Genomic DNA, 21,439 nt, shown 5'->3' with positions numbered 1-21,439 from the left:
CGCACTGGTGGCCACCCGGTGGCTGCGGCGGCGCGGGGCTGGAATAATCGATCCGCATGAAGATCCTCATCGGCCTGGGCTTTGTCGTCATTCTCGCTGCCCTGGCGTCAGCGGGATGGTTCATGGTGCGCCGCCCCGGTGGGGATTCGGCCGCGCCGCCCGGCCGTCGCATGGCCCGTGCGCTGGCGGTCCGGGTGGGGGTGTCGATCGCCGTGTTCCTGCTGATCCTGCTGGGGCATCTGCTCGGCTGGATCCACCCGACCGGCGTGCCGATCCAGGGTTGACCCGGCACGAAGGGAGCGCCGCAGCGCTCCCTGGCCGGACCGGTCCCGCCGGCGCTCACATCCAGTAGACGATGAAGTACAGGCCGAGCCAGACCACGTCGACGAAGTGCCAGTACCAGGCCGCGCCCTCGAAGCCGAAATGGCGCTGCGGCGTGAAGTGGCCCTTCATCAGCCGGATCGTGATGACCAGCAGCATCACCATGCCCACGAAGACGTGGAAGCCGTGGAAGCCGGTCAGCATGAAGAAGGTCGAGCCGTAGACGCCCGAGGTCATCTTCAGGTTCAGGTCGCTGTAGGCGTGGGCATATTCGTAGGCCTGGAAACCCAGGAAGGTGATGCCCAGCAGCACGGTCAGCCACATCCAGCCGATGCAGGCCGCCCGGCGTCCGGCGATCAGCGCATGGTGGGCGATCGTCAGCGTCACCCCCGAGGTGAGCAGGATCGCGGTGTTGATCGTCGGGATGGGCCACGGGCCCATCGTGCGGAAGGGCTCGACCAGACCACCCGGCGCGCCGGTCGCACCGGGGGCATCGCTGGGCCAGACGCCCTTGAAGTCGGGCCACAGCAGCGCGTTCTCCAGGCTGGCCAGGCTGGGCACCGACTGCGCCCGGGCCCAGTAGAGCGCGCCGAAGAAGGCGGCGAAGAACATCACCTCCGAGAAGATGAACCAGCTCATGCTCCAGCGGTAGGAGACGTCGATGTGGTGGCTGTAGAGCCCGCTCTCGCTCTCGCGGGCGGCGTCCCCGAACCACTGTCGCATCACGGTGAAGGACCACAGCAGCCCGAAGGCCAGGCAGTAGGCGCCCCAGGCGTGGCTGTTGATCCACTGGCCGGCCCCCAGGATCACGAAGAACAGCCCGATGGCCATCATGAACGGGTGTCGTGACGGGGGTGGAACGTAGTAGTGCGGGGCTGACCCCTGGCTGGCTGCCGACATCGTGGGCTCCTGTGTGCGTGCGGTCGTTCGGATGCGTGTGACGGAGAGGGCGGGGTGAGCGGGTCGGCGGCGGGGGTCAGGTCGGTCCTGCGGCGCTGCTGGCGATCCAGCTCACCAGCAGCACCAGCGCGCCGACGAACAGTGCCGCACCGATCAGCCCCGCGAGGATCACGTGCACCGGGTTGAGCCGGCTCACGTCCTGCTCGTAGCCCGAGCCCTTGCGGATGCCGAGGAAGGACCAGGCGACCGCCTGGACGGTGTGCAGGAAGGAGCCCTTGCGCCGCGTCGCGTTGCGCAGGTCCTCGGCGGCGCTGGGCGGGGGCGTCGCGGCGCGTGGATCGCGCGATTCGGGCTCGGCCATGCTCAGGAGCCTCCGGCATCCAGGCGGCGTGCGCTCACCCGGGCGCCCCCCGCCGGCGGCACCCGGCCACCGACCTCGAAGAAGGTGTAGGACAGCGTGATGGTCGTGACGTCGCCGGGCAGCTTCGGGTCGATCACGAACACGACCGGCCACTCGCGCTGCTCACCCGGCTGCAGCGTGTACTGGTTGAAGCAGAAGCACTCCAGCTTGTTGAAGTGCGAGCCGGCCTGCAGCGGCGCGTAGCTCGGGATGGCCTGCGCCGACATGGCCCGGCCCTGCACGTTGCGGAACTCGTACATCACCGTGCTGACCTCGCCCGGATGCACCTGCATCGAACGCACCGCCGGCCTGAATTCCCAGGGCCCGCGCGCGTTGGCGTCGAACTCGACGGTGATCACGCGGCTGCGGTCGACCTGCACATTGGCCGGCGAGGTGGCGCCGAGCACCACCGCCTCGCTGCGTGCCAGCACGTTCACGCCCAGCGCCTCGCAGAGCGTGCGGTACATCGGCACCAGCGCATAACCGAAGCCGAACATGAACAGCGTGATCAGGCCCAGCTTGCCGAGCATGCGCCGGTTGTCCAGCCGCAGCAGCGCCAGGCGCGAGCGCCGTGGCCGTGCGGCCGGGGTCGAGGGGTTGCCGTCGTGGGGCATGGTGGGCCGGCCGGAAGGGGGAACCGGGCCGGGCTCAGCGGCCCAGCCAGATCATCTTCACCATGAAGCCGACGAAGAAGGTCAGCGCGACCGACGCCAGGATCAGGCCCAGGCGCAGGTTGGTGCGGCGTTGCTGCGGGGTGAGGGTCATGGTGCGGGTTCCGGGGTCAGTCGATCACGCGCGTGGCACTGGCGTTCAGGCGCGGCGGGTGCTCGTAGGTGTGGAACGGTGCCGGCGACGGCACTTCCCACTCCAGGCCCTCGGCAGCTTCCCAGGGACGCTGCGGGGCCTTCTCGCCCCGGCCCCGCATCATCGGCAGCACGACGAACAGGAAGAAGTACACCTGCATGAAGCCGAAGCCGAAGGCGCCGACCGAGGCGATCGCGTTGAAGTCGGCGAACTGCATCGGGTAGTCGGCATAACGGCGCGGCATGCCCGCCAGGCCGAGGAAGTGCATCGGGAAGAAGGTGATGTTGAAGAACAGCAGCGACAGCCAGAAGTGGATGCGGCCCCGCGTCTCCGAATACATCACGCCGGTCCACTTGGGCGCCCAGTAGTAGTAGCCGGCGAACATCGCGAACAGCGAGCCGGCCACCAGCACGTAGTGGAAGTGCGCGACGACGTAGTAGGTGTCCTGCAGGTTGATGTCGATCGGCGCCATCGCGCAGATCAGGCCGGTGAAGCCGCCCATCGTGAAGACGAAGATGAAACCCACGGCCCACAGCATCGGGGTCTCGAAGGTCATCGAGCCGCGCCACATCGTGGCCAGCCAGTTGAACACCTTCACGCCGGTGGGCACCGAGATCAGCATCGTCGCGTACATGAAGAACAGCTGGCCGGTCAGCGGCATGCCGGTCGTGTACATGTGGTGCGCCCAGACGATGAACGACAGGATGGCGATCGACGCGGTGGCATACACCATCGACGCATACCCGAACAGCGGCTTGCGGGCGAAGGCCGGGATGATCTGGCTGACGATGCCGAAGGCCGGCAGGATCATGATGTAGACCTCGGGGTGACCGAAGAACCAGAAGATGTGCTGGTACATGATCGGGTCACCGCCGCCGGCGGGATTGAAGAAGCTGGTGCCGAAGTGGCGATCGGTCAGCGTCATCGTGATCGCGCCGGCCAGCACCGGCATCACCGCGATCAGCAGGTAGGCGGTGATCAGCCAGGTCCAGACGAACATCGGCATCTTCATCAGCGTCATGCCCGGCGCGCGCATGTTGAGGATGGTGACGATGATGTTGATCGAGCCCATGATCGACGAGGCGCCCAGCACGTGCATCGCGAAGATGCCGGCGTCCATCGACGGGCCCATCTGCAGCGTCAGCGGCGCGTAGAGCGTCCAGCCGGCCGCCGGCGCGCCGCCGGGCATGAAGAAGGAGCTCACCAGCGTCAGCGCGGCCGGGATCATCAGCCAGAAGCTGAAGTTGTTCATGCGCGCGAAGGCCATGTCCGCCGCGCCGATCTGCAGCGGGATCATCCAGTTCGCGAAGCCGACGAAGGCCGGCATGATGGCGCCGAACACCATGATCAGCCCGTGCATCGTGGTGAACTGGTTGAACAGCTCGGGGTTGACGAACTGCAGGCCGGGCTGGAACAGCTCGGCGCGGATCAGCAGCGCCAGCACGCCGCCGATCATCAGCATCGTGAACGAGAACAGCAGGTAGAGCGTCCCGATGTCCTTGTGGTTGGTGGCGAACAGCCAGCGGCGCCAGCCGTGGGGATGGTCGTGCGCGTGCTCGTGGTCGTGGTCGGCATGACCGTGTGCTGCGCCGTGGCCGCCGGGATGGATGACTGCACTCATGGCTGGGGTCCTTTGGGTCCTGGGGCGGCGCTCACTTGCGCAGCGCGATCACGTCGGTGGGCTGCACGACCTGGCCGGTCGTGTTGCCCCAGTGGTTCTTGGTGTAGGTGATGACCGCGGCGATCTCGGTGTCTGACAGGGCCTTCCAGGACGGCATCGCGCCGTTGTTCTGGCCGTTGAGCAGCACGGCGATCTGCTTGTTCTTGTCGGCGTCGAGCACCACGGCCGAACCATCCAGCGGCTTGATCGCGCCGGCGCCCTTGCCGCTGGCCTGGTGGCAGGCGGCGCAGTTGGCGTTGTAGACCTTCTCGCCGCGCGCGATCATCTCGTCGAGCTTCCACACCCGGGCCGGGTCGTCGGCCTTGGCGGCCATGGCCTTGCGGCGCCCGTCGACCCAGGCGGCATAGGCCGGTGCATCCACCACCTTCACGTGGATGGGCATGTAGGCGTGCTCCTTGCCGCACAGCTCGGCGCACTGGCCGTAGAAGTCGCCGGTCTTCTCGGCGCGGAACCAGGTGTCGCGCACGAAGCCGGGGATCGCGTCCTGCTTGACGCCGAAGGCCGGCACCATCCAGGAGTGGATCACGTCGTTGGCGGTGGTGATGATGCGGATCTTGCGGCCCACCGGCACGACCAGCGGCTCGTCGACCTTGAGCAGGTAGTCGTCGCCTTCGGGCTTGCCGGCATCGGACATCGCCCGCTGGCCGGCGTCGAGCGTGGACAGCAGCTGGATGCCTTCGCCTTCACCCTTGAGGTAGTCGTAGCCCCATTTCCACTGGTAGCCGGTGGCCTTGATGGTCAGCTCGGCGTTGGTGGTGTCCTTCATCGCGACCACCGTCTGGGTGGCCATCGCCCCCATGCCGATGACGATGACGAAGGGCACGATGGTCCAGGCGATCTCGACGGCGACACTCTCGTGGAAGTGGGCCGGCTGGTGGCCGCGCGACTTGCGGTGCTTGACGATCGAATAGAACATCACGCCGAAGACCGCGATGCAGATCAGGCCGCAGATGACGAGCATCGCGCTGTGCAGCCAGTGCTGGTCCATCGCGATGCGGGTGGCCGCCGGCTGGAAGTCCAGCTGCCTCACGGCAGGTCCGCCGGGCAGGTCGTTGACCGCCCGCGCCGCGGTGGCCAGCAAGGATCCCGCGAGGGCCAGACCGGTCATCCGGACGGTCTGCTGCAGCGTGTTGCGTGTGTTCATCCGAGCGCTCTTTCCGGTTCAACCCACCCGTCGGCGTGCCGCTGGAGGGCGGCGACGGATGATCGTTGCTCGTACTTTGCGGCAGCGTTCGGGTGAACTCCATCCAGAGCTGCCCCTATGGTCAGCTTACAAAAACCTTGCTGTTGATCAGGCTCAATCGCCCGACGCGGCCCGAAAGCCAACGTAAACCCTGAGCTGGATCAAGGGCGCGGTGCTGGGCGCCGGGTCATCTGGCGCATGTCGTCCAGCGAGATCGAGGTCTGCGCCTGCATGGCCACCCGCGGCACCGGCCGGAAGGCGTGGCCGTAGACCAGCTCGAAGCGCAGGTGCAGGCGACCGTCGGGCCCGGCCAGCTCCTGGCGCAGCGCCTGCAGCAGGCGCTCGCGCCAGCGCGGCGTGCGCAGGCCGGCGTGGCGGGCCGGCGCGGTGTTGCGGCCCAGCGTGCGCAGCTCGGCGAGCAGCTTCTCGGGCGAGTCCCAGGTCAGCGTGAGCTGTTCCATGTCCATCACCGGATCGGCGAAGCCGGCATGCACCAGCGCGTCGCCCAGGTCGTGCATGTCGGTCCAGTCGCTGCCCACCGGGCCCCAGCCCAGGCGCCGGTACAGGCCGCGCAGCTGCAGCAGCGTGTCGGGGCCGAAGCACGAGAACATCAGGAAACCGTCGACCTCGACCGCCGCATGCCATTGGCGCAGCTGGGCGGGCAGGTCGTCGACCCAGTGCAGCATCATGTTGGCCCACAGCAGGCCGGCCGGTGCGGCCGGCTGGCCCGCGGGCCCGGCCGGCGCGCTGCGCCAGCGCTGCCACCACGAGCGGCCCGGGGCGGCGGGCAGCACCTGCCCGTCGAAGCCGACCGGCACGATGGTCGCGTCCGGATAGAGCGTGGCCAGCAGGCCCTGGCTGGCGCTGACGGGGCTCCACCAGTCCAGCACGCGCGTGGGGGTGCGGCGCACCACGCCGACGCGCTCGCCCATGCGCCGCGCCACTTCGCCATGCAGCCAGGCGGAGCCGCCATGGCCGAGATGACGCTGCAGCGCCGGGGGGTCGATCCGTGCCGGCGGCCGGGGGGGCTGGTCGGGGCCGGGGCCCGATCCGAGGTCGGTGGCCGGCGTGCTGGCGGGGGCGGAAGGGTGCTCGGACATGGGTCGGGCAGTATAGTGAGGCGACCATGATCGTGCGCGACAAGGGATGGCTGGCGGGCTGGCGGACGCTGCTGGGCGGTGGCCGCTGCCAGGTCTGCCGGGCCGCGGCGGTGTCGCCTCTGTGCGCCGACTGCCTCGGGCGCCACGCCCGGCCGCTGCAGCGCTGCCGCCTGTGCGGCGTCGAGCTGGGCGGCGAGGCCGAGGTCTGCGGGGCCTGCCTGTGGCGGCCCCCGCCGTGCAGCCGCACCGTGGTGGCGCTGCCCTACCGCTACCCCTGGGACGGCCTGATCGTGCGCCTGAAGTTCCACGCGGCCGTCGAGCTGGCCGCACCGCTGGCCGATCTGCTGGCCGAGGCCGTGCTGACCGCCCGGGCCTGTGCGCCCGAGGCGCAGCCGCGGCCCGAGCTGATCCTGCCGGTGGCGCTGTCGTCGCCGCGCCAGCAGGAACGTGGCTACAACCAGTCGTGGGAGCTGGCCCGCCGGGTCGCGACCCGGCTGCAGTGCCCGGCCCGGCCCGATCTGCTGGAGCGGGTGCGCTGCACCGTGCCGCAACTGTCGCTGCCGCGGGCCCGGCGGCTGCTCAATGTGCGCGGGGCCTTCCGGCTCACGCCGCAGGGACTCGGCCTGGTGCGGGGGCGGCGGGTGGTGCTGGTCGACGACGTGATGACCACCGGTGCGACACTGACGGCCGCCGCCGAGGCCTTGCAGGCCGCCGGTGCCGCCGACATCCGCTTCTGGGTGCTGGCACGCACCTCGGCCGACTGAGTCCCGAGCCTGCCGGCCGGCCTTTCTCCCTGTCGTCCACGTCCATCGCCCGCATGTTCCGCATCGTCCTGGTCCACCCCGAAATCCCGCCGAACACCGGCAACGTCATCCGCCTGGCGGCCAACACCGGCTGCGAGCTGCACCTGGTCGAGCCGCTGGGCTTCTCGATGGATGACCGGCTGCTGCGCCGTGCGGGGCTCGACTACCACGAGTACGCGCCGGTGCGCCGCCACGCCTCGTGGGCCGACTTCCTGGCCACCCAGGTGCCCGATCCAGCCTCGATGTACGCCTTCACGACCCGCGGCAGCCGGCCGGTGGCCGAGGTGCGCTGGCAGGCGGGGGACTGGATGGTGTTCGGCTGCGAGACCGCCGGCCTGCCGGCCGAGGTGCGCGACACCTTCGAGGCCGCGCAGCGCGTGCGCCTGCCGATGCGCCCGGGCCAGCGCAGCCTCAACCTCAGCAATGCGGTGGCCGTGACGGTGTTCGACGCCTGGCGCCAGCACGGCTACGCCGGCGGCGTCTGAGCGCCCGCTCCGGCGCTCAGTGCTCGGCGCGGGCCTCGCGCTGCATCAGCGCCTGCACGGCGGCGGCCGGGGTCAGCCGGCCCTCGAGCACGTCGACCACGGCGCGGGTCAGCGGCACCTCGATGCCGGCGGACTCGGCCCGCGCCAGCGCGGTGCGGGCGGTGTAGACCCCTTCGGCCACGTGGCCCAGGGCCTCGAGGATGCGCGGCAGCGGCAGGCCTTCGGCCAGCTTCAGCCCGACCCGCCGGTTGCGCGACAGGTCGCCGGTGGCCGTCAGCACCAGATCGCCCAGGCCGGACAGGCCCATGAAGGTCTCGGGCTGCGCGCCCAGCGCCCCGCCCAGGCGGCTCATCTCCGCCAGGCCCCGGGTGATCAGCGCGGCCCGGGCGTTCAGGCCCAGGCCCAGGCCGTCGCCGATGCCGGTGGCGATGGCCAGCACGTTCTTCAGCGCGCCGCCCACCTCGACGCCGACGACGTCCTCGGACGAGTAGATGCGCAGGTGGCCGGCGTGCAGCGCCCGCACCGCGGCGTCGCGCACGGTCACGTCCGGGCTGGCCGCCACCAGCGCGGTCGGCTGGCCGCGGGCGACCTCGAGCGCGAAGCTCGGCCCCGACAGCACGCCGGTGCGCAGCGACGCCGCCACCTCGCGGGCCACCTCGTGGCCGAGGCAGCCGGTGCCGGCCTCGAAGCCCTTGCTCAGCCACATCACGGCGGCGGTCACCCGGGCCTGGGCGAGCTGCGTCAGCATCGAGCGCAGTCCGGCCATCGGCGTGGCGACGATGAGCAGGTCCTGCGGCCGCGTGGCGTGGGCCAGCGCATGCGCCAGGTCCGCGCTGATCCGCAGCGCGGGCGGCAGGGCCACGCCGGGCAGGTAGCGGGTGTTCTCGTGCTGCGCGGCGAGCGCGTCGGCCTGCTGCGGGTCACGGGCCCACAGCAGGGTCGGGTGGCGCAGCGCGGCCGCGGCGGCCACGGCGGTGCCCCAGGCGCCAGCGCCCAGCACGGTGATCTGCATCTCGGACTTCATGGGGATGGAAGCACCCGGGCCGGCCCGCCCGGCCTCGACGACCGCAGGGGCGTGGCCGGGCGCGGCTGGCTCAGGAGTTCAGCGCAGCGCCGTTGGACTGCTGCTGGGCTTCGTACATCGCCTGGAAGTTGACTTCCGACAGGTGCACCGGCGGGAAGCCGGCACGGCTGATGACGTCGGCCACCACGGCGCGCAGGTAGGGGTAGACGATGCCCGGGCAGGCGATGCCCAGGATCGGCTGCATCTGCTCGGCATCGATGTTGCGGATCTCGAAGATGCCGGCCTGCTTGGCCTCGCACAGGAACAGCGTGCGCTCGGACAGCGAGGTCGTCACGGTCGCGGTCACGGCCACCTCGAAGATGCCGTCGGCGATCGGCTTGACCTCGACGCCCAGGTTGATGTCCACCGCCGGCTGGCCCTGCTCGATCAGGATCTCGGGCGAGTTGGGCTGCTCCAGCGACAGGTCCTTCAGGTAGACGCGCTGAATCTGGAACACGGGTTGAGCACCTGCTGCGTCTTGTTCGTCGGCCATGGTCGATCTCGGTGTGGGTAGCGTTTCAAGGGAAGGCGGAAGCCCGCGCGCCATTCGTGCGGGCCGGCGGGATTATGGCAGCAGCCCATCGCGGCATTCGTGCGTTGTTCGGCGTCCCGGACGGGTGCGTCCGTCACGTGTCCGGCGCATACTCGGCGGTCGACTGCACGGAATGCCATGACCGATTTCACCCTTGTGCGCCACGGCGAAACCGACTGGAATCGCGTCCACCGCTTCCAGGGACAACTGGATGTCCCGCTCAACGAGCTGGGGCAGCTGCAGGCGCAGCGGCTGGCCGATCGACTGGCCGGCGAACGCTTCGACGCCGTGGTCGTCAGCGACCTGAGCCGCACCCGTGCCACCGCGCAGCCGCTGCTCGATCGCCTGGGTCTGCCGGCGCGTTACTGCGCGCAGTGGCGCGAGCAGTGCTTCGGCCAGTTCGAGGGCCATGAGGCGCCGGTCATCATCCGCGAGCACCCCGAGCTCTGGGCGGCCTGGGCCCGTCACGAGGCGGACTTCGCGCTGCCCGGCGGGGGCGAGAGCAACCTCGATTTCCACGCCCGCGTGTTCGGCGCGCTGCGCTCGCTGGCGCTGGAGCATGCCGGCCGGCACGTGCTGGTCGTGACGCACGGCGGCGTGCTCGACATGTTCTGGCGTACCGCCCACGGCCTGCCGCTCGGGGGCGCCCGGCGCTGCAGCATCCCGAACGCCGGCGTCAACCGCCTGCGCTGGCAGGACGAGCGCCTGCACGTCGTGGACTGGGGCGACGAGGCCCACCTGGCCGACCTGCCGCGCCAGCCTTCGACCACGCCGCTGAGCGAGCTGCACCCGCCGGCCTGAAGGCCCCGGCGCTCAGGCCTCGGGCCGGAGGCGATCGGCCAGCCGCTGCACGGCGGGGGCGAGCAGGGCGGCCACCTCGTCCTGGCCGCCCCGCGCCAGGTGCCCCGAGCGCGCGGCCACCAGCATGCGCGCCAGCGTGCCGGCATGCGGCAGGATGGTGCCGAAGAACTCGACCCGGCCGTGCTGCAGCAGCATCACGGTGGGGAAGTTCTCGATCTCCAGCGCCGCATCCCCCAGCGCATCGGCATGGGCCTCGATGTCGATCCAGACGAAGCGGGTGTCGGTCTCGGTGCGCGCCAGGTCGGCGAAGGTCTGGCGATAGGCCTGGCAGGCGGTGCACCAGCCGGCGCACAGGCAGGCGACGAGGCGTGGGCGGGGATCGGCCGCGACGGCGGCATTCTCAGCATCAGGCATGGCCAGCGAGTGTGCCAGAGCCGGGCGTGGACAATGCGCCCCTCGTTGCTCATCGCCGGGTCCGTCGACCCGTCTGCTCATGTTCAAGAACCTGATCCTCTTTCGTGTCGGTCCCGACTGGTCTGCGTCGCTGGAGCAGGTCGAGGCGGCCCTCGACTCCCGCCGCTTCGTGCCCTGCGGAGCCAGCCAGCCGATGTCGGCCGGCTGGATCGAGCCCCGTGGCAAGGGCCACGGCGTGCTGGTCGAGTCCGTCGGCGGCCAGTGGCTGATGAAGATGATGGTCGAGCAGAAGGTGCTGCCCGGTTCGGTGGTCAAGCGCCGCGTCGACGAGATCTGCGCGCACATCGAGCAGACTGAAGGCCGCAAGCCCGGCCGCAAGGAAAGCAAGGAGATCAAGGAGCAGGCCACGCTGGAGCTGCTGCCCATGGCCTTCACCAAGCAGGGGGCGATGCTGGTCTGGATCGACCCGGCGGCCCGCCTGATGGTCGTCGACGCCTCCAGCCCCGGTCGGGCCGACGACGTCGTCACCGCGCTGGTGCAGGCGGTCGACGGGCTGGCGCTCGCGCCCATCCACACCGCCGTGTCGCCTCAGGCGGCGATGTCCGAATGGCTGGTCAGCGGCGAGCCGCCGGCGATCTTCACCGTCGACCGCGACTGCGAGCTCAAGTCGACCGACGAGATGAAGTCGGTGGTGCGCTATGCCCGCCACGGCCTGGACAGCGACGAGGTGCGCCAGCACATCCTGACCCAGGGCAAGGTGCCCACGCGCCTGGCCATGACCTGGAACGACCGCGTCAGCTTCCTGCTGACCGACACGCTGCAGGTCAAGAAGATCACCTTCCTCGACGGCGTCTACGAAGGCCAGGCCGGCGGGGGCGGGGAGGACGAGTTCGACGCCGATGCGGCCATCGCCACCGGCGAGCTGAGCCAGCTCATCCCGGACCTGCTCGATGCCCTCGGTGGCGAGCAGGCCCCGGGCAGCATGCCGGCGCTGCCGGTCGCACCCGTGCTGCCGGTCGAGCCGCCGGCCGCGCCCGGCGCGGCATCGGCCGACCTGCCACCGTGGGAGGCCTGAGCCCGCGGCCATGAACAGCCCGGCGGTGCCGGGCCGTGCCGGCTCACACCTGCGCCAGCGCCCGCTCCAGGTCGGCGATCAGGTCGTCCACGTGCTCGATGCCGATCGACAGGCGCACCGTGTCCTCGGTCACGCCGGCCCGGGCCAGCTCGTCCGGTGACAGCTGGCGGTGGGTGGTCGAGGCCGGGTGCGTGGCCAGCGACTTGGCGTCGCCGATGTTGACCAGCCGGGTGAAGAGCTGCAGCGCATCGAGGAAACGCTCGCCGGCCGCGCGGCCGCCCTGCACGCCGAAGGTGAACAGGCCGGAGGCACGCCCGCCCAGGTACTTGCGGGCCAGCGCGTGGTCGGGGTGGTCTCCCAGGCCGGCGTAGTTGACCCAGGCGACCTTGGGGTGCTGCGTCAGGTGCCGAGCCACCGCCACGGCATTGCTGCAGATGCGGTCCATGCGCAGCGCCAGCGTCTCGATGCCCTGCAGGATCAGGAAGGCGTTGAACGGCGACAGCGCCGCGCCCATGTTGCGCAGCGGCACGGTGCGGGCGCGGCCGATGTAGGCCGCCGGGCCCAGCGCCTCGGTGTAGACCACGCCGTGGTAGCTGACCTCGGGCGTGTTCAGGCGCTTGAAGCGCTCGGGGTACTTGGCCCACGGGAACTTGCCCGAGTCGACGATGGCCCCGCCGATGGTCGTGCCGTGGCCACCCAGGTACTTGGTCAGCGAGTGCACGACGATGTCGGCGCCGTGCTCGATCGGGCGGCACAGGTAGGGGCTGGGCACGGTGTTGTCGACGATCAGCGGCACGCCGTGGCGGTGGGCGATCTCGGCGATGGCCTCGAAATCGGTGATGTTGCCCTGCGGGTTGCCCAGCGACTCGACGAAGACCGCCTTGGTGCGCTCGTCGATCAGCGGCTCGAAGCTGGCTGGATCGCGCCAGTCGGCGAAACGGGTCTGGATGCCGTACTGCGGCAGCGTGTGGCCGAACAGGTTGTAGGTGCCCCCATAGAGCGCGCTGCTGGCGACGATGTTGTCACCCGCCTCGGTGATGGTCTGGATCGCGTAGGTCACCGCCGCCTGGCCGGAGGCCAGCACCAGCGCCGCGATGCCCCCTTCGAGTGCCGCGAGCCGCTGCTCCAGCACGTCGTTGGTCGGGTTCATGATGCGGCTGTAGATGTTGCCCGGCACCTTCAGGTCGAACAGTTCGGCGCCGTGCTGGGCGCTGTCGAAGGCGTAGGCCGCCGTCTGGTAGATGGGCACGGCCACCGCCTTGGTGGTCGGGTCGGGCGAGTAGCCGCCGTGCACGGACAGGGTCTCGAAACGCCAGGTGCTGCGGGGATCTTGGGTCATCAATCGTCCTCGGGTGCCGGATGTTGAGCGATCCGGCCATCTTGCGGCATGCCTCGCGAAAGGGGCAAGCGTGTTTTCCGAGGATCAGGATGCGTCGCCCGGATACCTGCGTGCCGCAGGCCCGGGGACGTGGTGCCGCCCTTGGAGTGGGGCGGCACCGTTTCGCGGCACTCAGCCGGCGTAGCGCGAGAACACCAGCGTCGCGTTGGTGCCGCCGAAGCCGAAGCTGTTGGACAGCACCGTGTTCATCGGCGCATCGCGGCGCTCGCGCAGGATGGGCATGCCTTCAGCGGCCGGATCCAGGTTCTCGATGTGGGCCGAGGCGGCGGCGAAGCCGTCGCGCAGCATCAGCAGCGAGTAGATCGCCTCCTGCACGCCGGCCGCGCCCAGCGAGTGGCCGGTCAGCGACTTGGTCGAGCTGATCGCCGGGATGTGGTCGCCGAAGACCTGGCGCACCGCACCCAGCTCGGCCAGGTCGCCCACCGGCGTCGAGGTGCCGTGCGCGTTGATGTAGTCGACCGGCGTCTTCACGTTGGCCAGCGCCTGCTGCATGCAGCGCACCGCGCCTTCGCCGGACGGCGCGACCATGTCGTGGCCGTCGGAGGTGGCGCCGAAGCCCACCAGCTCGGCCAGGATGTTGGCGCCGCGGGCCTGGGCGTGCTCGAGCGACTCCAGCACCAGCATGCCGCCGCCACCGGCGATGACGAAGCCGTCGCGGCTGGCATCGAAGGCGCGCGAGGCGCTGGCCGGCGTGTCGTTGTAGGAGCTGGACATCGCGCCCATCGCGTCGAACAGCAGCGACAGCTCCCAGCTCTCCTCTTCACCGCCACCGGCGAAGACCACGTCCTGGTTGCCCCAGGCGATCAGCTGGCCGGCGTGGCCGATGCAGTGCGCGCTGGTCGAGCAGGCCGAGGTGATCGAGTAGTTCACGCCCTTGATGCCGAAGGGCGTGGCCAGGCAGGCCGAGACCGTGCTGCCCATGGTCTTGGTGACCATGAAGGGGCCGACCCGCTTGATGCCCTTGGCGCGCAGCGTGTCGGCGGCCCAGACCTGGTTGAGGCTGGAGGCGCCGCCCGAGCCGGCGACCAGGCCGGTGCGCGGGTTCGAGACCTGCTCCGGCGTCAGGCCGGCGTGGGCGATGGCCTGCTGCATCGCCACGTAGGAGTAGCCGGCAGCGTCGCCCATGAAGCGCAGGGTGCGGCGGTCGATCGTGGCCTCGAGGTCCAGCGTCGGCCGGCCGCTGACCTGCGAGCGCATGCCCTTCTCGGCATAGGCGGGGTTGAAGGTGAGGCCCGAACGGCCCTCGCGCAGGCTGGCGGCGACCTCGTCGGCGTTGTTGCCGATGCTCGAGACGATGCCGTATCCGGTGACGACGACGCGGCGCATCAGAAGTTTTCCGTCGAAGTGAACAGACCGACCTTCAGGTCGGTGGCGGTGTAGATCTCGCGGCCGTCGGCATACATGTGGCCGTCGGCGATGCCCATCACCAGCTTGCGCTCGATGACACGCTTGAGATCCAGGCGGTAGGTGACCTTCTTGACGCTGGGCAGCACCTGGCCGAAGAACTTGACCTCGCCGGCGCCGAGCGCCCGGCCGCGGCCGGGGTTGCCGCGCCAGCCGAGCCAGAAGCCGACCAGCTGCCACAGCGCGTCGAGGCCCAGGCAGCCCGGCATCACCGGATCGCCTTCGAAGTGGCAGCCGAAGAACCACAGGTCGGGGACGATGTCGAGTTCGGCCTCGATCGTGCCCTTGCCGTGCTCGCCGCCGGTGTCGTCGATGCGGACGATGCGGTCCATCATCAGCATGTTGGGCAGCGGCAGGCGGGCGTTGCCGGGGCCGAACAGCTCTCCGCGGCCACAGGCCAGCAGCGCGTCGCGGTCATAGGAATGGCGACCCAGGTCACGTTGGCTGGGAGACGAGGCGGTGGCAGTGGTCATGGGGCAGCGGTAAGAAGGGGCACAGGGCGACTGCAGGGGTGGCCGGGCCGAGCCCGGCGCAGGACGTCGCGAACTCGTAAATGTACCAAGCGCGGCGGGCGCCAGTCCGACGTCGACCTTGATGCCTGTCACGAGGGTGTCAACGGGCGCGGACCTTGCGCTGCATCCACTGGCCATCACCGGAGGGGTCGGATGAAACACTATGCCCGCAGCCGTGCGCTGTGCGACTGGGACGATTTCGGGCGCTGGCAGCGGCAGGCGGTGGCGGCTTTGGCGGATCCGGACGCAGCCGCTTTGTCGCCTTTCCATCTGCTGTCGCTGCCCGGCATCACCGCCGGTGAGCAGCGGCGCTGCGCGCAGCGCTGGATGGCCGGCCGCCTCGAGGCCAGCGCCGTCGACCGCGCCCGGCTGCACGACGAGTTCGACCTGGCGCTGCGCCCGGCGCGTGCCGGGCCGATCCGCCTGGGTTACCTGTCGGCCGATTTCCAGGAGCATGCCACCGCGCTGCTGATGGTCGAGCTGCTGGAGGCGCATGACCGGGCGCGCTTCGAGCTGCATGCCTACAGCTACGGGGCCGACGAGGGGCGTGGCATGCGCCAGCGCCTGCAGGCCCGCTTCGAGGCCTTCACCGACATCCGTCCGCTCGACGACCTGGCCGTGGCGCGGCGCATCCATGCGGACGGCATCGACATCCTGATCGACCTGAAGGGCTACACCGCCGCCACCCGCACCGCCGTGCTGACCTACCGGCCCGCGCCGGTGCAGGTGAGCTTCCTGGGCTATCCGGGCACCTCGGGCGGCGACTTCTGCGACTACCTCATCAGCGATGCCTTCGTCACGCCGGCAGCGGCGGCCGGCGACTACAGCGAGGCGCTGGCCCGCATGCCGCACAGCTACCAGCCCCGCGGTCGGCACGGCACGATCGGCCCGGCACCGACCCGGGCCTCGGTCGGCCTGCCCGCCGAGGGCCTGGTGCTGTGCTGCTTCAACCAGGCCTGGAAGTTCACGCCCGACGTGTTCGACATCTGGTGCCTGGTGCTGGCGCTGACCCCGGGCAGCGTGCTCTGGTTGCTCGGCGACCGCCAGGCCGAAGGCCAGCTGCGCCAGGAGGCGCTGCGCCGCGGGGTCGATCCGAACCGGCTGGTGTTCGCCGAGGACCGGCCCCAGGTCGAGCACCTGGGGCGGCTGCAGCTGGCCGATCTGGTGCTCGACACCTTGCCCTACAACGCCCACACCACGGCCAGCGATGCGCTGTGGGCCGGCGTGCCGGTGCTGACCTGTGCGGGCGACACGTTCGCCGCGCGGGTCGCGGGCAGCCTGCTGCATGCCGCCGGCCTGCCCGAGCTGGTGACCGACAGCCTGCAGGCGTATGCGGACCTGGCCCTGGCGCTGGCCGGTGATCCGCCGCGGCTGGGCCGGCTGCGCCAGCGCCTGGCCGAGCAGCGCCTGAGCTGCGCGCTGTTCGACGTGCCCGCCTATGCGCGGGACCTGGAGGCGCTGTACGAGGCGATGTGGCAGCGGCACGGAGCCGGCCTGGCCCCGGTGGCGCTGGGCGCCGGCCTTCAGCGCACGACGTCGCCGCCCTCGAACTGAGGCGGGCCGAGGTCGAGGCCCTTCCTTCCGCTGGCCGGCCCTGGCGTGGGCCCGGCGGAAGGCTTCGGAGCGGGTCCAGATCTCGATGAACTCGACCTCGCGGCCGGCGGCGATGCGGGTCGTGCGCCGACGGCGTGATGCCGCACGGCGGCGCTCGGGCGGGGTGGCGGCCCGGTCAGCCCGGACCGACCGGCAGCAAGGTCGCGATCGGCTCCGGTGCCAGCAGCGTGCCCTGGCGCAGGCCACGCACCGTGCCCAGCGTCAGCCCGACGAACACCACCGAGGTGAACGCCAGCAGCAGCGGGCCCAGCACGGCCATCAGGTCTCCCGGGCGGGCCAGGGACAGCGTCAGCGCGGCCAGCGCCGCCAGCGGAAAGGACACGGCCCAGTGGCCGATCGTGAAGGCCTGGCCCGTCATGCGGCGCAGCAGGCCGCCCACCCACAGCAGCATGAACAGGGCGATGCCCCAGCTCGTCCAGCCCAGCAGCTCCGGCGCGCCCAGCAGCGGCGCCGACACCCCGATCACCGCCGGTGGGGCCACGAGGATCATCGTCGACGGCATGAGGCGCTCCGGCCAGAGGCCCTGCGTGGCCAGGCGCACCAGCAGCAGGGTCAGCACGACCGGCCACAGCAGCAGGCCGATGCCGAACTGCGCCGCCGACCACTGCGCATGCCCCAGCGGCACGCCCGCCAGCGGCACCAGCACATGGCCGACCACCGGGATGAACAGGACCGGGGTCAGCACCTGCCACTGCAGTCCGCCGGCCCGGTTGCCCAGCCACCAGCGGCGCATCACCCACACGCACACGCCGATCAGCGACAGCGCACCCAGCCCCCACACGGCGCCGGTCACCTGCTGCAGCCATCCGGGCGAAACACCGGACCGGCGTGCTTCGGGTGGCACGAAGGTGCTGCCGAACAGGGCCGTCGACACCGTGGCCAGCAGGATCAGCGCCACCGGGATGGCCGCGATGAACGCATGGCGCACCGGGTGGGCCCGGTCGTCGCGCCAGGCCCCGGGGTGGCGTTGCAGTCGCAGCACGCTGGCGGCGGCCAGCGCGACGAACACCAGCAAGGCCACGCCGCCACAGGCGAGCGCCAGGGCCTCGGCGGCTTCACCCATCAGCGGCATCGCGCGGTGCCAGGCCAGGGACAGGCCGGCAAACCCCAGCACGATCGAGAACCAGGCGGGGGACAGGAATTGGAGCGGAGGGGCAGCAGGGGCCATGGCGGATCCGGACGGGTTCAGGGGTGGCACGGCGCCACCGGGCGATCATGCCCGAGGTGTCGAGGCCTCGCCGTGATCGGCGTCGTTGCCGTCCAGACGACAAAAAACCGCGGCAAGCCGCGGTTTTCGGGTGGCAGCATTGGATGCTGCCGGATCGGATCAGCGCCCCACGAGGGGCACGTGACCTCAGATCGTGCGGATGTTGGCCGCTTGCAGGCCCTTCGGGCCTTGCTTGACTTCGAATTCGACGCGGGCGTTCTCAGCCAGCGTGCGGAAGCCGCCGTTGTTCTTGATTTCGCTGTGGTGAGCGAACAGGTCCTTGCTGCCGTCGGCCGGCGTGATGAAGCCGAAGCCCTTGCCGTCGTCGAACCACTTGACCGTGCCAGTTTGAAGCGTACTCATGGAGATGTTCCTTGTTGAGCAATTGATGAAGAAACACGCAGCCACGAAGCGTGGCACGTGCATGCAGAGACACTCAAGAAACATCCAACCGGGATTCGAGCTGGCCGGCTTCAATGCAGAGCACTGAAGCGGTGAGGGAAGACCTTGCAAAACGGGTCTTGTGCATTTCTGTGGGAGCAGTGTACATGCGATCCGGCTTGACTGCCGGGCTTTTTTCGTGATGGGCTGCCTGGCCCCGGTCCGACCCGCAGGCGGGCTCAGTGCGGCTCGGCCAGCAGCGGTCCGTCCTGGCGGGCCAGGAAGGCCTCGGCATGCTCGAGCACGAAGTAGCGGAAGGCCTCGGCGGCCGGCGACAGCACCCGTGACTGACGGTGCACGACGAACCAGGTCCGCATCACCGGCGTGTGCTCGACATGCACCAGCTGCAGCGCCCGCGCCTGCAGTTCCAGCGCGATGGTGTGCAGCGAGACGAAGCCCAGCCCCATGCCGGCCATCACCGCCTGCTTGATGGTCTCGTTGCTCGGCATCTCCATCGCGATGCATGGCGTGAACTGGCGCTCGGCAAAGAACTTCTCCATCGCGGCCCGGGTGCCTGACGCGGGTTCGCGCACGATGAAGGGGTAGGGCTCCAGCACCGACAGCGGCGGGTGCCCGAACTCGCCGACCGGGTGGCCCGGCGGGGCGATGAACACCAGGGGGTGGGCGGCGAACGGTTCGCTGCGCATCGCCATCTCGTTGGGGGTGCGGCCCATGATGGCCAGGTCGACCTCGTTGTTGCCCAGCAGCTTGAGCAGCTCCGCCCGGTTCGGGCTGACCTGCAGCTTGACCTCCACGCCCGGGTGCTCCTGCCTGAACTGCACCAGCAGGCGCGGCACGAAGTACTTCGCCGTGCTGACCAGGCCCACCGTCAGCAGGCCGGTCTCCAGCAGCCGCAGGCGTGCCATCGCGTCGTCCGCATCCTTCAGCGTGGCCAGCAGGCGCCGGGCGTAGACCAGGAAGTACTCGCCCGCGGTGGTCAGGCTCACCTGGCGACCCTGCCGGTCGAACAGCGGCAGCTCGAGGGCCGATTCCAGCTCCTTGACCTGCATGGTCACGGCCGGGGGGGTCAGGTGCAGGGCCTCGGCGGCGCGCACGAAGCTGAGGTGGCGGGCGACCTCGGTGAAGACCCGCAGCTGCCGGAAGGTGACGTTTTTCATCGCGGGGTCGATTCAGCGTTTCTTAATTCGAAGCCAACAACTTCTGAATTCCACTTATCTGCCTCGAAACCTACATTGGCTTCACCGCGCCGTCAACGGCCACTGAATCCCCCCAGCACGAGGAGCCGAGATGAACCGACCCGTCGAAGAAGGCGTCATCCTTGACGCTCGCCAGCGTTACAGCGCCGGCGTCCTGAAGTACCGCCAGATGGGCTACTGGGACGCCGACTACGTGCCCAAGGACACCGACACGCTGTGCCTGTTCCGCATCACGCCGCAGGACGGCGTGGACCCGATCGAGGCCGCGGCCGCCGTGGCCGGCGAATCGAGCACCGCCACCTGGACGGTGGTCTGGACCGATCGCCTGACCGCCTGCGACAGCTACCGCGCCAAGGCCTACAAGGTGGAGCCGGTGCCGGGCCGGCCGGGCGAGCACTTCGCCTGGGTGGCCTACGACATCATCCTGTTCGAGGAGGGCTCGATCGCCAACATCACCGCCAGCCTGATCGGCAATGTCTTCAGCTTCAAGCCACTCAAGGCTGCGCGACTGGAAGACATCCGCATGCCGGTGGCGCTGGTCAAGACCTTCAAGGGCCCGCCCTGCGGCCTGGTGGTGGAACGCGAGCGCCTGGACAAGTTCGGCCGTCCGCTGCTGGGCGCCACCACCAAGCCCAAGCTGGGCCTCTCCGGGCGCAACTACGGCCGCGTGATCTACGAAGGCCTGAAGGGTGGCCTGGACTTCATGAAGGACGACGAGAACATCAACTCGCAGCCCTTCATGCACTGGCGCGACCGTTTCCTCTACGTGATGGAAGGCGTCAACAAGGCGAGTGCGGCCACCGGCGAGGTCAAGGGCAGCTACCTGAACGTGACCGGCGCGACGATGGAGGACATCTACGAACGCGCCGAGTTCGCCAAGGAGCTGGGCTCGGTGGTGATCATGGTCGACCTGATCATCGGCTGGAGCGCGATCCAGTCGATCGCCAACTGGGCGCGCAGGAACGACATGATCGTGCACATGCACCGCGCCGGGCATGGCACCTACACCCGCCAGAAGAACCACGGCGTGAGCTTCCGCGTGATGGCCAAGTGGCTGCGCCTGGCCGGCGTCGACCACCTGCACACCGGCACGGCAGTGGGCAAGCTCGAAGGCGACCCGATGACGGTGCAGGGTTACTACAACGTCTGCCGCGACAGCTACACCCGGCAGGACCTGCCGCGCGGCTTGTTCTTCGACCAGGACTGGTGCGACCTGCGCAAGGTGATGCCGGTGGCCTCGGGCGGCATCCACGCCGGCCAGATGCACCAGCTGATCGACCTGTTCGGCGACGACGTGATCCTGCAGTTCGGCGGCGGCACCATCGGTCACCCGGCCGGCATCCAGGCCGGTGCCGTGGCCAACCGGGTGGCGCTGGAATGCATGGTCAAGGCCCGCAACGAGGGCCGCGACATCAGGAACGAAGGCCCCGAGATCCTGCAGAAGGCGGCGCAGTTCTGCACCCCGCTGAAGCAGGCGCTGGAGACCTGGAAGGACGTGTCCTTCAACTACGCCTCCACCGACACCAGCGATTACGCCGTCACCGCGTCGGTGGCCTGAACCGAACGCCCAAGGAGAACCTCGCCATGATGACCAACCCGACCGGCCGCATCACCCAGGGCATGTTCAGCTTCCTGCCCGACCTGAGCGACGCCGAGATCGCGCTGCAGGTGCAGTACGGCCTCGACCGTGGCTACGCCTGGAGCGTCGAGTACACCGACGATCCGCATCCGCGCAACACCTACTGGGAGATGCACGGCATGCCGATGTTCGACCTGCAGGACGCCGCCGGCGTGATGCTCGAGCTGCGGCAGTGTCGCCAGACCTTCGCGCACCACTACATCCGCCTGATGGCCTTCGACTCGACCCGGGGGGTCGAGAGCATCGTGATGAGTTTCCTCGTCCACCGGCCCGCCCGCGAGCCCGGCTTCACGCTGGAGCGCCAGGACGTGCACGGCCGCACGATGCGCTACAGCGTGCGTGCATATGCCAGCAGCCAGCCCGAAGGCGAGCGCTACGGCGCCTGAATCGACGGGGACATGACCATGCACCGCATCGCCCCCAGCATCCTGTCGGCCGACTTCGCCCGGCTGGGAGAAGAGGTCCGCAACGTACTGGCCGCGGGAGCGGACTGGATACATTTTG

The 21,439-nt window shown here is 69.8% G+C and carries 24 protein-coding genes and 1 pseudogene; 9 read left to right on the top strand and 16 right to left on the bottom strand.

Annotation, left to right across the window (positions count from 1 at the left end):
- The first annotated feature begins 56 nt into the window (after positions 1-56).
- Complete coding sequence (locus C7444_RS10040; protein ID WP_110400725.1) at positions 57-284, top strand: DUF2909 domain-containing protein; 228 nt, start codon at positions 57-59, stop codon at positions 282-284.
- Positions 285-339: 55 nt separating this feature from the next.
- Here the strand turns inward: C7444_RS10040 and C7444_RS10035 are convergent, their stop codons facing one another.
- From C7444_RS10035 to C7444_RS10010, 7 genes are all read right to left on the bottom strand, one after another.
- On the bottom strand, positions 340-1,221 hold the full coding sequence (locus C7444_RS10035) for a cytochrome c oxidase subunit 3 (protein ID WP_110400724.1): 882 nt from the start codon (positions 1,219-1,221) through the stop codon (positions 340-342).
- 76 nt (positions 1,222-1,297) lie between these two features.
- Positions 1,298-1,582: a DUF2970 domain-containing protein gene (locus C7444_RS10030; RefSeq protein WP_110400723.1), complete on the bottom strand. Its 285-nt coding sequence runs from the start codon at positions 1,580-1,582 to the stop codon at positions 1,298-1,300.
- Between the two features lie 2 nt (positions 1,583-1,584).
- Positions 1,585-2,235: a cytochrome c oxidase assembly protein gene (locus tag C7444_RS10025; protein WP_375136925.1), complete on the bottom strand. Its 651-nt coding sequence runs from the start codon at positions 2,233-2,235 to the stop codon at positions 1,585-1,587.
- Positions 2,236-2,269: 34 nt separating this feature from the next.
- Positions 2,270-2,386 (bottom strand): cytochrome oxidase small assembly protein, encoded by a 117-nt coding sequence (locus tag C7444_RS20390; RefSeq protein WP_211317519.1) that lies wholly within the window; start codon positions 2,384-2,386, stop codon positions 2,270-2,272.
- A gap of 16 nt (positions 2,387-2,402) precedes the next feature.
- Positions 2,403-4,046: a cytochrome c oxidase subunit I gene (ctaD, locus tag C7444_RS10020; protein ID WP_110400722.1), complete on the bottom strand. Its 1,644-nt coding sequence runs from the start codon at positions 4,044-4,046 to the stop codon at positions 2,403-2,405.
- A 31-nt stretch (positions 4,047-4,077) separates the two neighbouring features.
- Positions 4,078-5,250, bottom strand: coding sequence for a cytochrome c oxidase subunit II (gene coxB / locus C7444_RS10015; RefSeq protein WP_110400721.1), 1,173 nt, complete (start codon positions 5,248-5,250; stop codon positions 4,078-4,080).
- 200 nt (positions 5,251-5,450) lie between these two features.
- Positions 5,451-6,389: a class I SAM-dependent methyltransferase gene (locus tag C7444_RS10010; RefSeq protein WP_245909495.1), complete on the bottom strand. Its 939-nt coding sequence runs from the start codon at positions 6,387-6,389 to the stop codon at positions 5,451-5,453.
- A gap of 26 nt (positions 6,390-6,415) precedes the next feature.
- On the opposite strand from C7444_RS10010, the gene C7444_RS10005 reads away from it, so the two are divergent.
- Positions 6,416-7,153, top strand: a complete 738-nt coding sequence (locus tag C7444_RS10005) for a ComF family protein (protein WP_110400720.1) — start codon at positions 6,416-6,418, stop codon at positions 7,151-7,153.
- 53 nt (positions 7,154-7,206) lie between these two features.
- Positions 7,207-7,677, top strand: a complete 471-nt coding sequence (locus tag C7444_RS10000) for a tRNA (cytidine(34)-2'-O)-methyltransferase (protein WP_110400719.1) — start codon at positions 7,207-7,209, stop codon at positions 7,675-7,677.
- Between the two features lie 16 nt (positions 7,678-7,693).
- Here the strand turns inward: C7444_RS10000 and C7444_RS09995 are convergent, their stop codons facing one another.
- A complete protein-coding gene (locus C7444_RS09995) occupies positions 7,694-8,689 on the bottom strand; it encodes an NAD(P)H-dependent glycerol-3-phosphate dehydrogenase (RefSeq protein ID WP_110400718.1) in 996 nt (331 codons plus the stop codon).
- A gap of 82 nt (positions 8,690-8,771) precedes the next feature.
- Positions 8,772-9,233: a protein-export chaperone SecB gene (gene secB / locus C7444_RS09990; RefSeq protein ID WP_110400717.1), complete on the bottom strand. Its 462-nt coding sequence runs from the start codon at positions 9,231-9,233 to the stop codon at positions 8,772-8,774.
- 177 nt (positions 9,234-9,410) lie between these two features.
- Between secB and C7444_RS09985 the strand changes: the two genes are divergently transcribed.
- Positions 9,411-10,073 (top strand): histidine phosphatase family protein, encoded by a 663-nt coding sequence (locus tag C7444_RS09985; RefSeq protein ID WP_110400716.1) that lies wholly within the window; start codon positions 9,411-9,413, stop codon positions 10,071-10,073.
- Between the two features lie 12 nt (positions 10,074-10,085).
- On the opposite strand, the gene C7444_RS09980 is transcribed toward C7444_RS09985, so the two are convergent.
- Entirely contained in the window at positions 10,086-10,487 is a 402-nt protein-coding gene (locus C7444_RS09980) for a thioredoxin family protein (protein ID WP_170130699.1), read from the bottom strand.
- Between the two features lie 79 nt (positions 10,488-10,566).
- Between C7444_RS09980 and C7444_RS09975 the strand changes: the two genes are divergently transcribed.
- Positions 10,567-11,562 carry a recombination-associated protein RdgC gene (locus tag C7444_RS09975; protein ID WP_110400714.1) on the top strand — a complete coding sequence of 332 codons (996 nt, stop codon included), beginning with the start codon at positions 10,567-10,569 and terminating at the stop codon, positions 11,560-11,562.
- Between the two features lie 43 nt (positions 11,563-11,605).
- Here C7444_RS09975 and C7444_RS09970 read toward each other — a convergent pair whose 3' ends face one another.
- The 3 genes from C7444_RS09970 to fabA all read right to left on the bottom strand — a co-directional run bounded on the left by C7444_RS09970 (position 11,606) and on the right by fabA (position 14,838).
- Complete coding sequence (locus tag C7444_RS09970) at positions 11,606-12,901, bottom strand: O-acetylhomoserine aminocarboxypropyltransferase/cysteine synthase family protein (RefSeq protein WP_110400713.1); 1,296 nt, start codon at positions 12,899-12,901, stop codon at positions 11,606-11,608.
- A gap of 171 nt (positions 12,902-13,072) precedes the next feature.
- Positions 13,073-14,287, bottom strand: coding sequence for a beta-ketoacyl-ACP synthase I (fabB, locus tag C7444_RS09965; RefSeq protein WP_110400712.1), 1,215 nt, complete (start codon positions 14,285-14,287; stop codon positions 13,073-13,075).
- Positions 14,287-14,838 carry a 3-hydroxyacyl-[acyl-carrier-protein] dehydratase FabA gene (fabA, locus tag C7444_RS09960; protein ID WP_211317518.1) on the bottom strand — a complete coding sequence of 184 codons (552 nt, stop codon included), beginning with the start codon at positions 14,836-14,838 and terminating at the stop codon, positions 14,287-14,289. Before fabA ends, fabB begins: the two co-directional genes overlap by 1 nt.
- A gap of 192 nt (positions 14,839-15,030) precedes the next feature.
- Between fabA and C7444_RS09955 the strand changes: the two genes are divergently transcribed.
- Positions 15,031-16,431 carry an O-linked N-acetylglucosamine transferase, SPINDLY family protein gene (locus C7444_RS09955; protein WP_110400711.1) on the top strand — a complete coding sequence of 467 codons (1,401 nt, stop codon included), beginning with the start codon at positions 15,031-15,033 and terminating at the stop codon, positions 16,429-16,431.
- Positions 16,432-16,606: 175 nt separating this feature from the next.
- Here the strand turns inward: C7444_RS09955 and C7444_RS09950 are convergent, their stop codons facing one another.
- From C7444_RS09950 to C7444_RS09940, 3 genes are all read right to left on the bottom strand, one after another.
- The gene (locus C7444_RS09950) at positions 16,607-17,659 is read right to left on the bottom strand and encodes an SLAC1 family transporter (RefSeq protein ID WP_110400710.1); all 1,053 of its coding nucleotides are present in this window, start codon (positions 17,657-17,659) and stop codon (positions 16,607-16,609) included.
- A gap of 186 nt (positions 17,660-17,845) precedes the next feature.
- Complete coding sequence (locus C7444_RS09945) at positions 17,846-18,061, bottom strand: cold-shock protein (protein WP_110400709.1); 216 nt, start codon at positions 18,059-18,061, stop codon at positions 17,846-17,848.
- Positions 18,062-18,318: 257 nt separating this feature from the next.
- Positions 18,319-19,257: a LysR family transcriptional regulator gene (locus C7444_RS09940; RefSeq protein ID WP_110400708.1), complete on the bottom strand. Its 939-nt coding sequence runs from the start codon at positions 19,255-19,257 to the stop codon at positions 18,319-18,321.
- 130 nt (positions 19,258-19,387) lie between these two features.
- Between C7444_RS09940 and C7444_RS09935 the strand changes: the two genes are divergently transcribed.
- From C7444_RS09935 to C7444_RS09925, 3 genes and pseudogenes are all read left to right on the top strand, one after another.
- Positions 19,388-20,854 (top strand): form I ribulose bisphosphate carboxylase large subunit, encoded by a 1,467-nt coding sequence (locus C7444_RS09935; protein WP_110400707.1) that lies wholly within the window; start codon positions 19,388-19,390, stop codon positions 20,852-20,854.
- Between the two features lie 26 nt (positions 20,855-20,880).
- Entirely contained in the window at positions 20,881-21,321 is a 441-nt protein-coding gene (locus C7444_RS09930; protein WP_110400706.1) for a ribulose bisphosphate carboxylase small subunit, read from the top strand.
- Between the two features lie 12 nt (positions 21,322-21,333).
- Positions 21,334-21,439: pseudogene (locus C7444_RS09925) on the top strand (ribulose-phosphate 3-epimerase); the annotation flags it as partial.

This window comes from Sphaerotilus hippei (genome assembly GCF_003201595.1).
GTDB lineage: Bacteria > Pseudomonadota > Gammaproteobacteria > Burkholderiales > Burkholderiaceae_C > Sphaerotilus > Sphaerotilus hippei.
The sequence above is the reverse complement of the archived record's forward strand: the minus strand, read 5'-3'. Positions and strand labels throughout refer to the sequence as shown.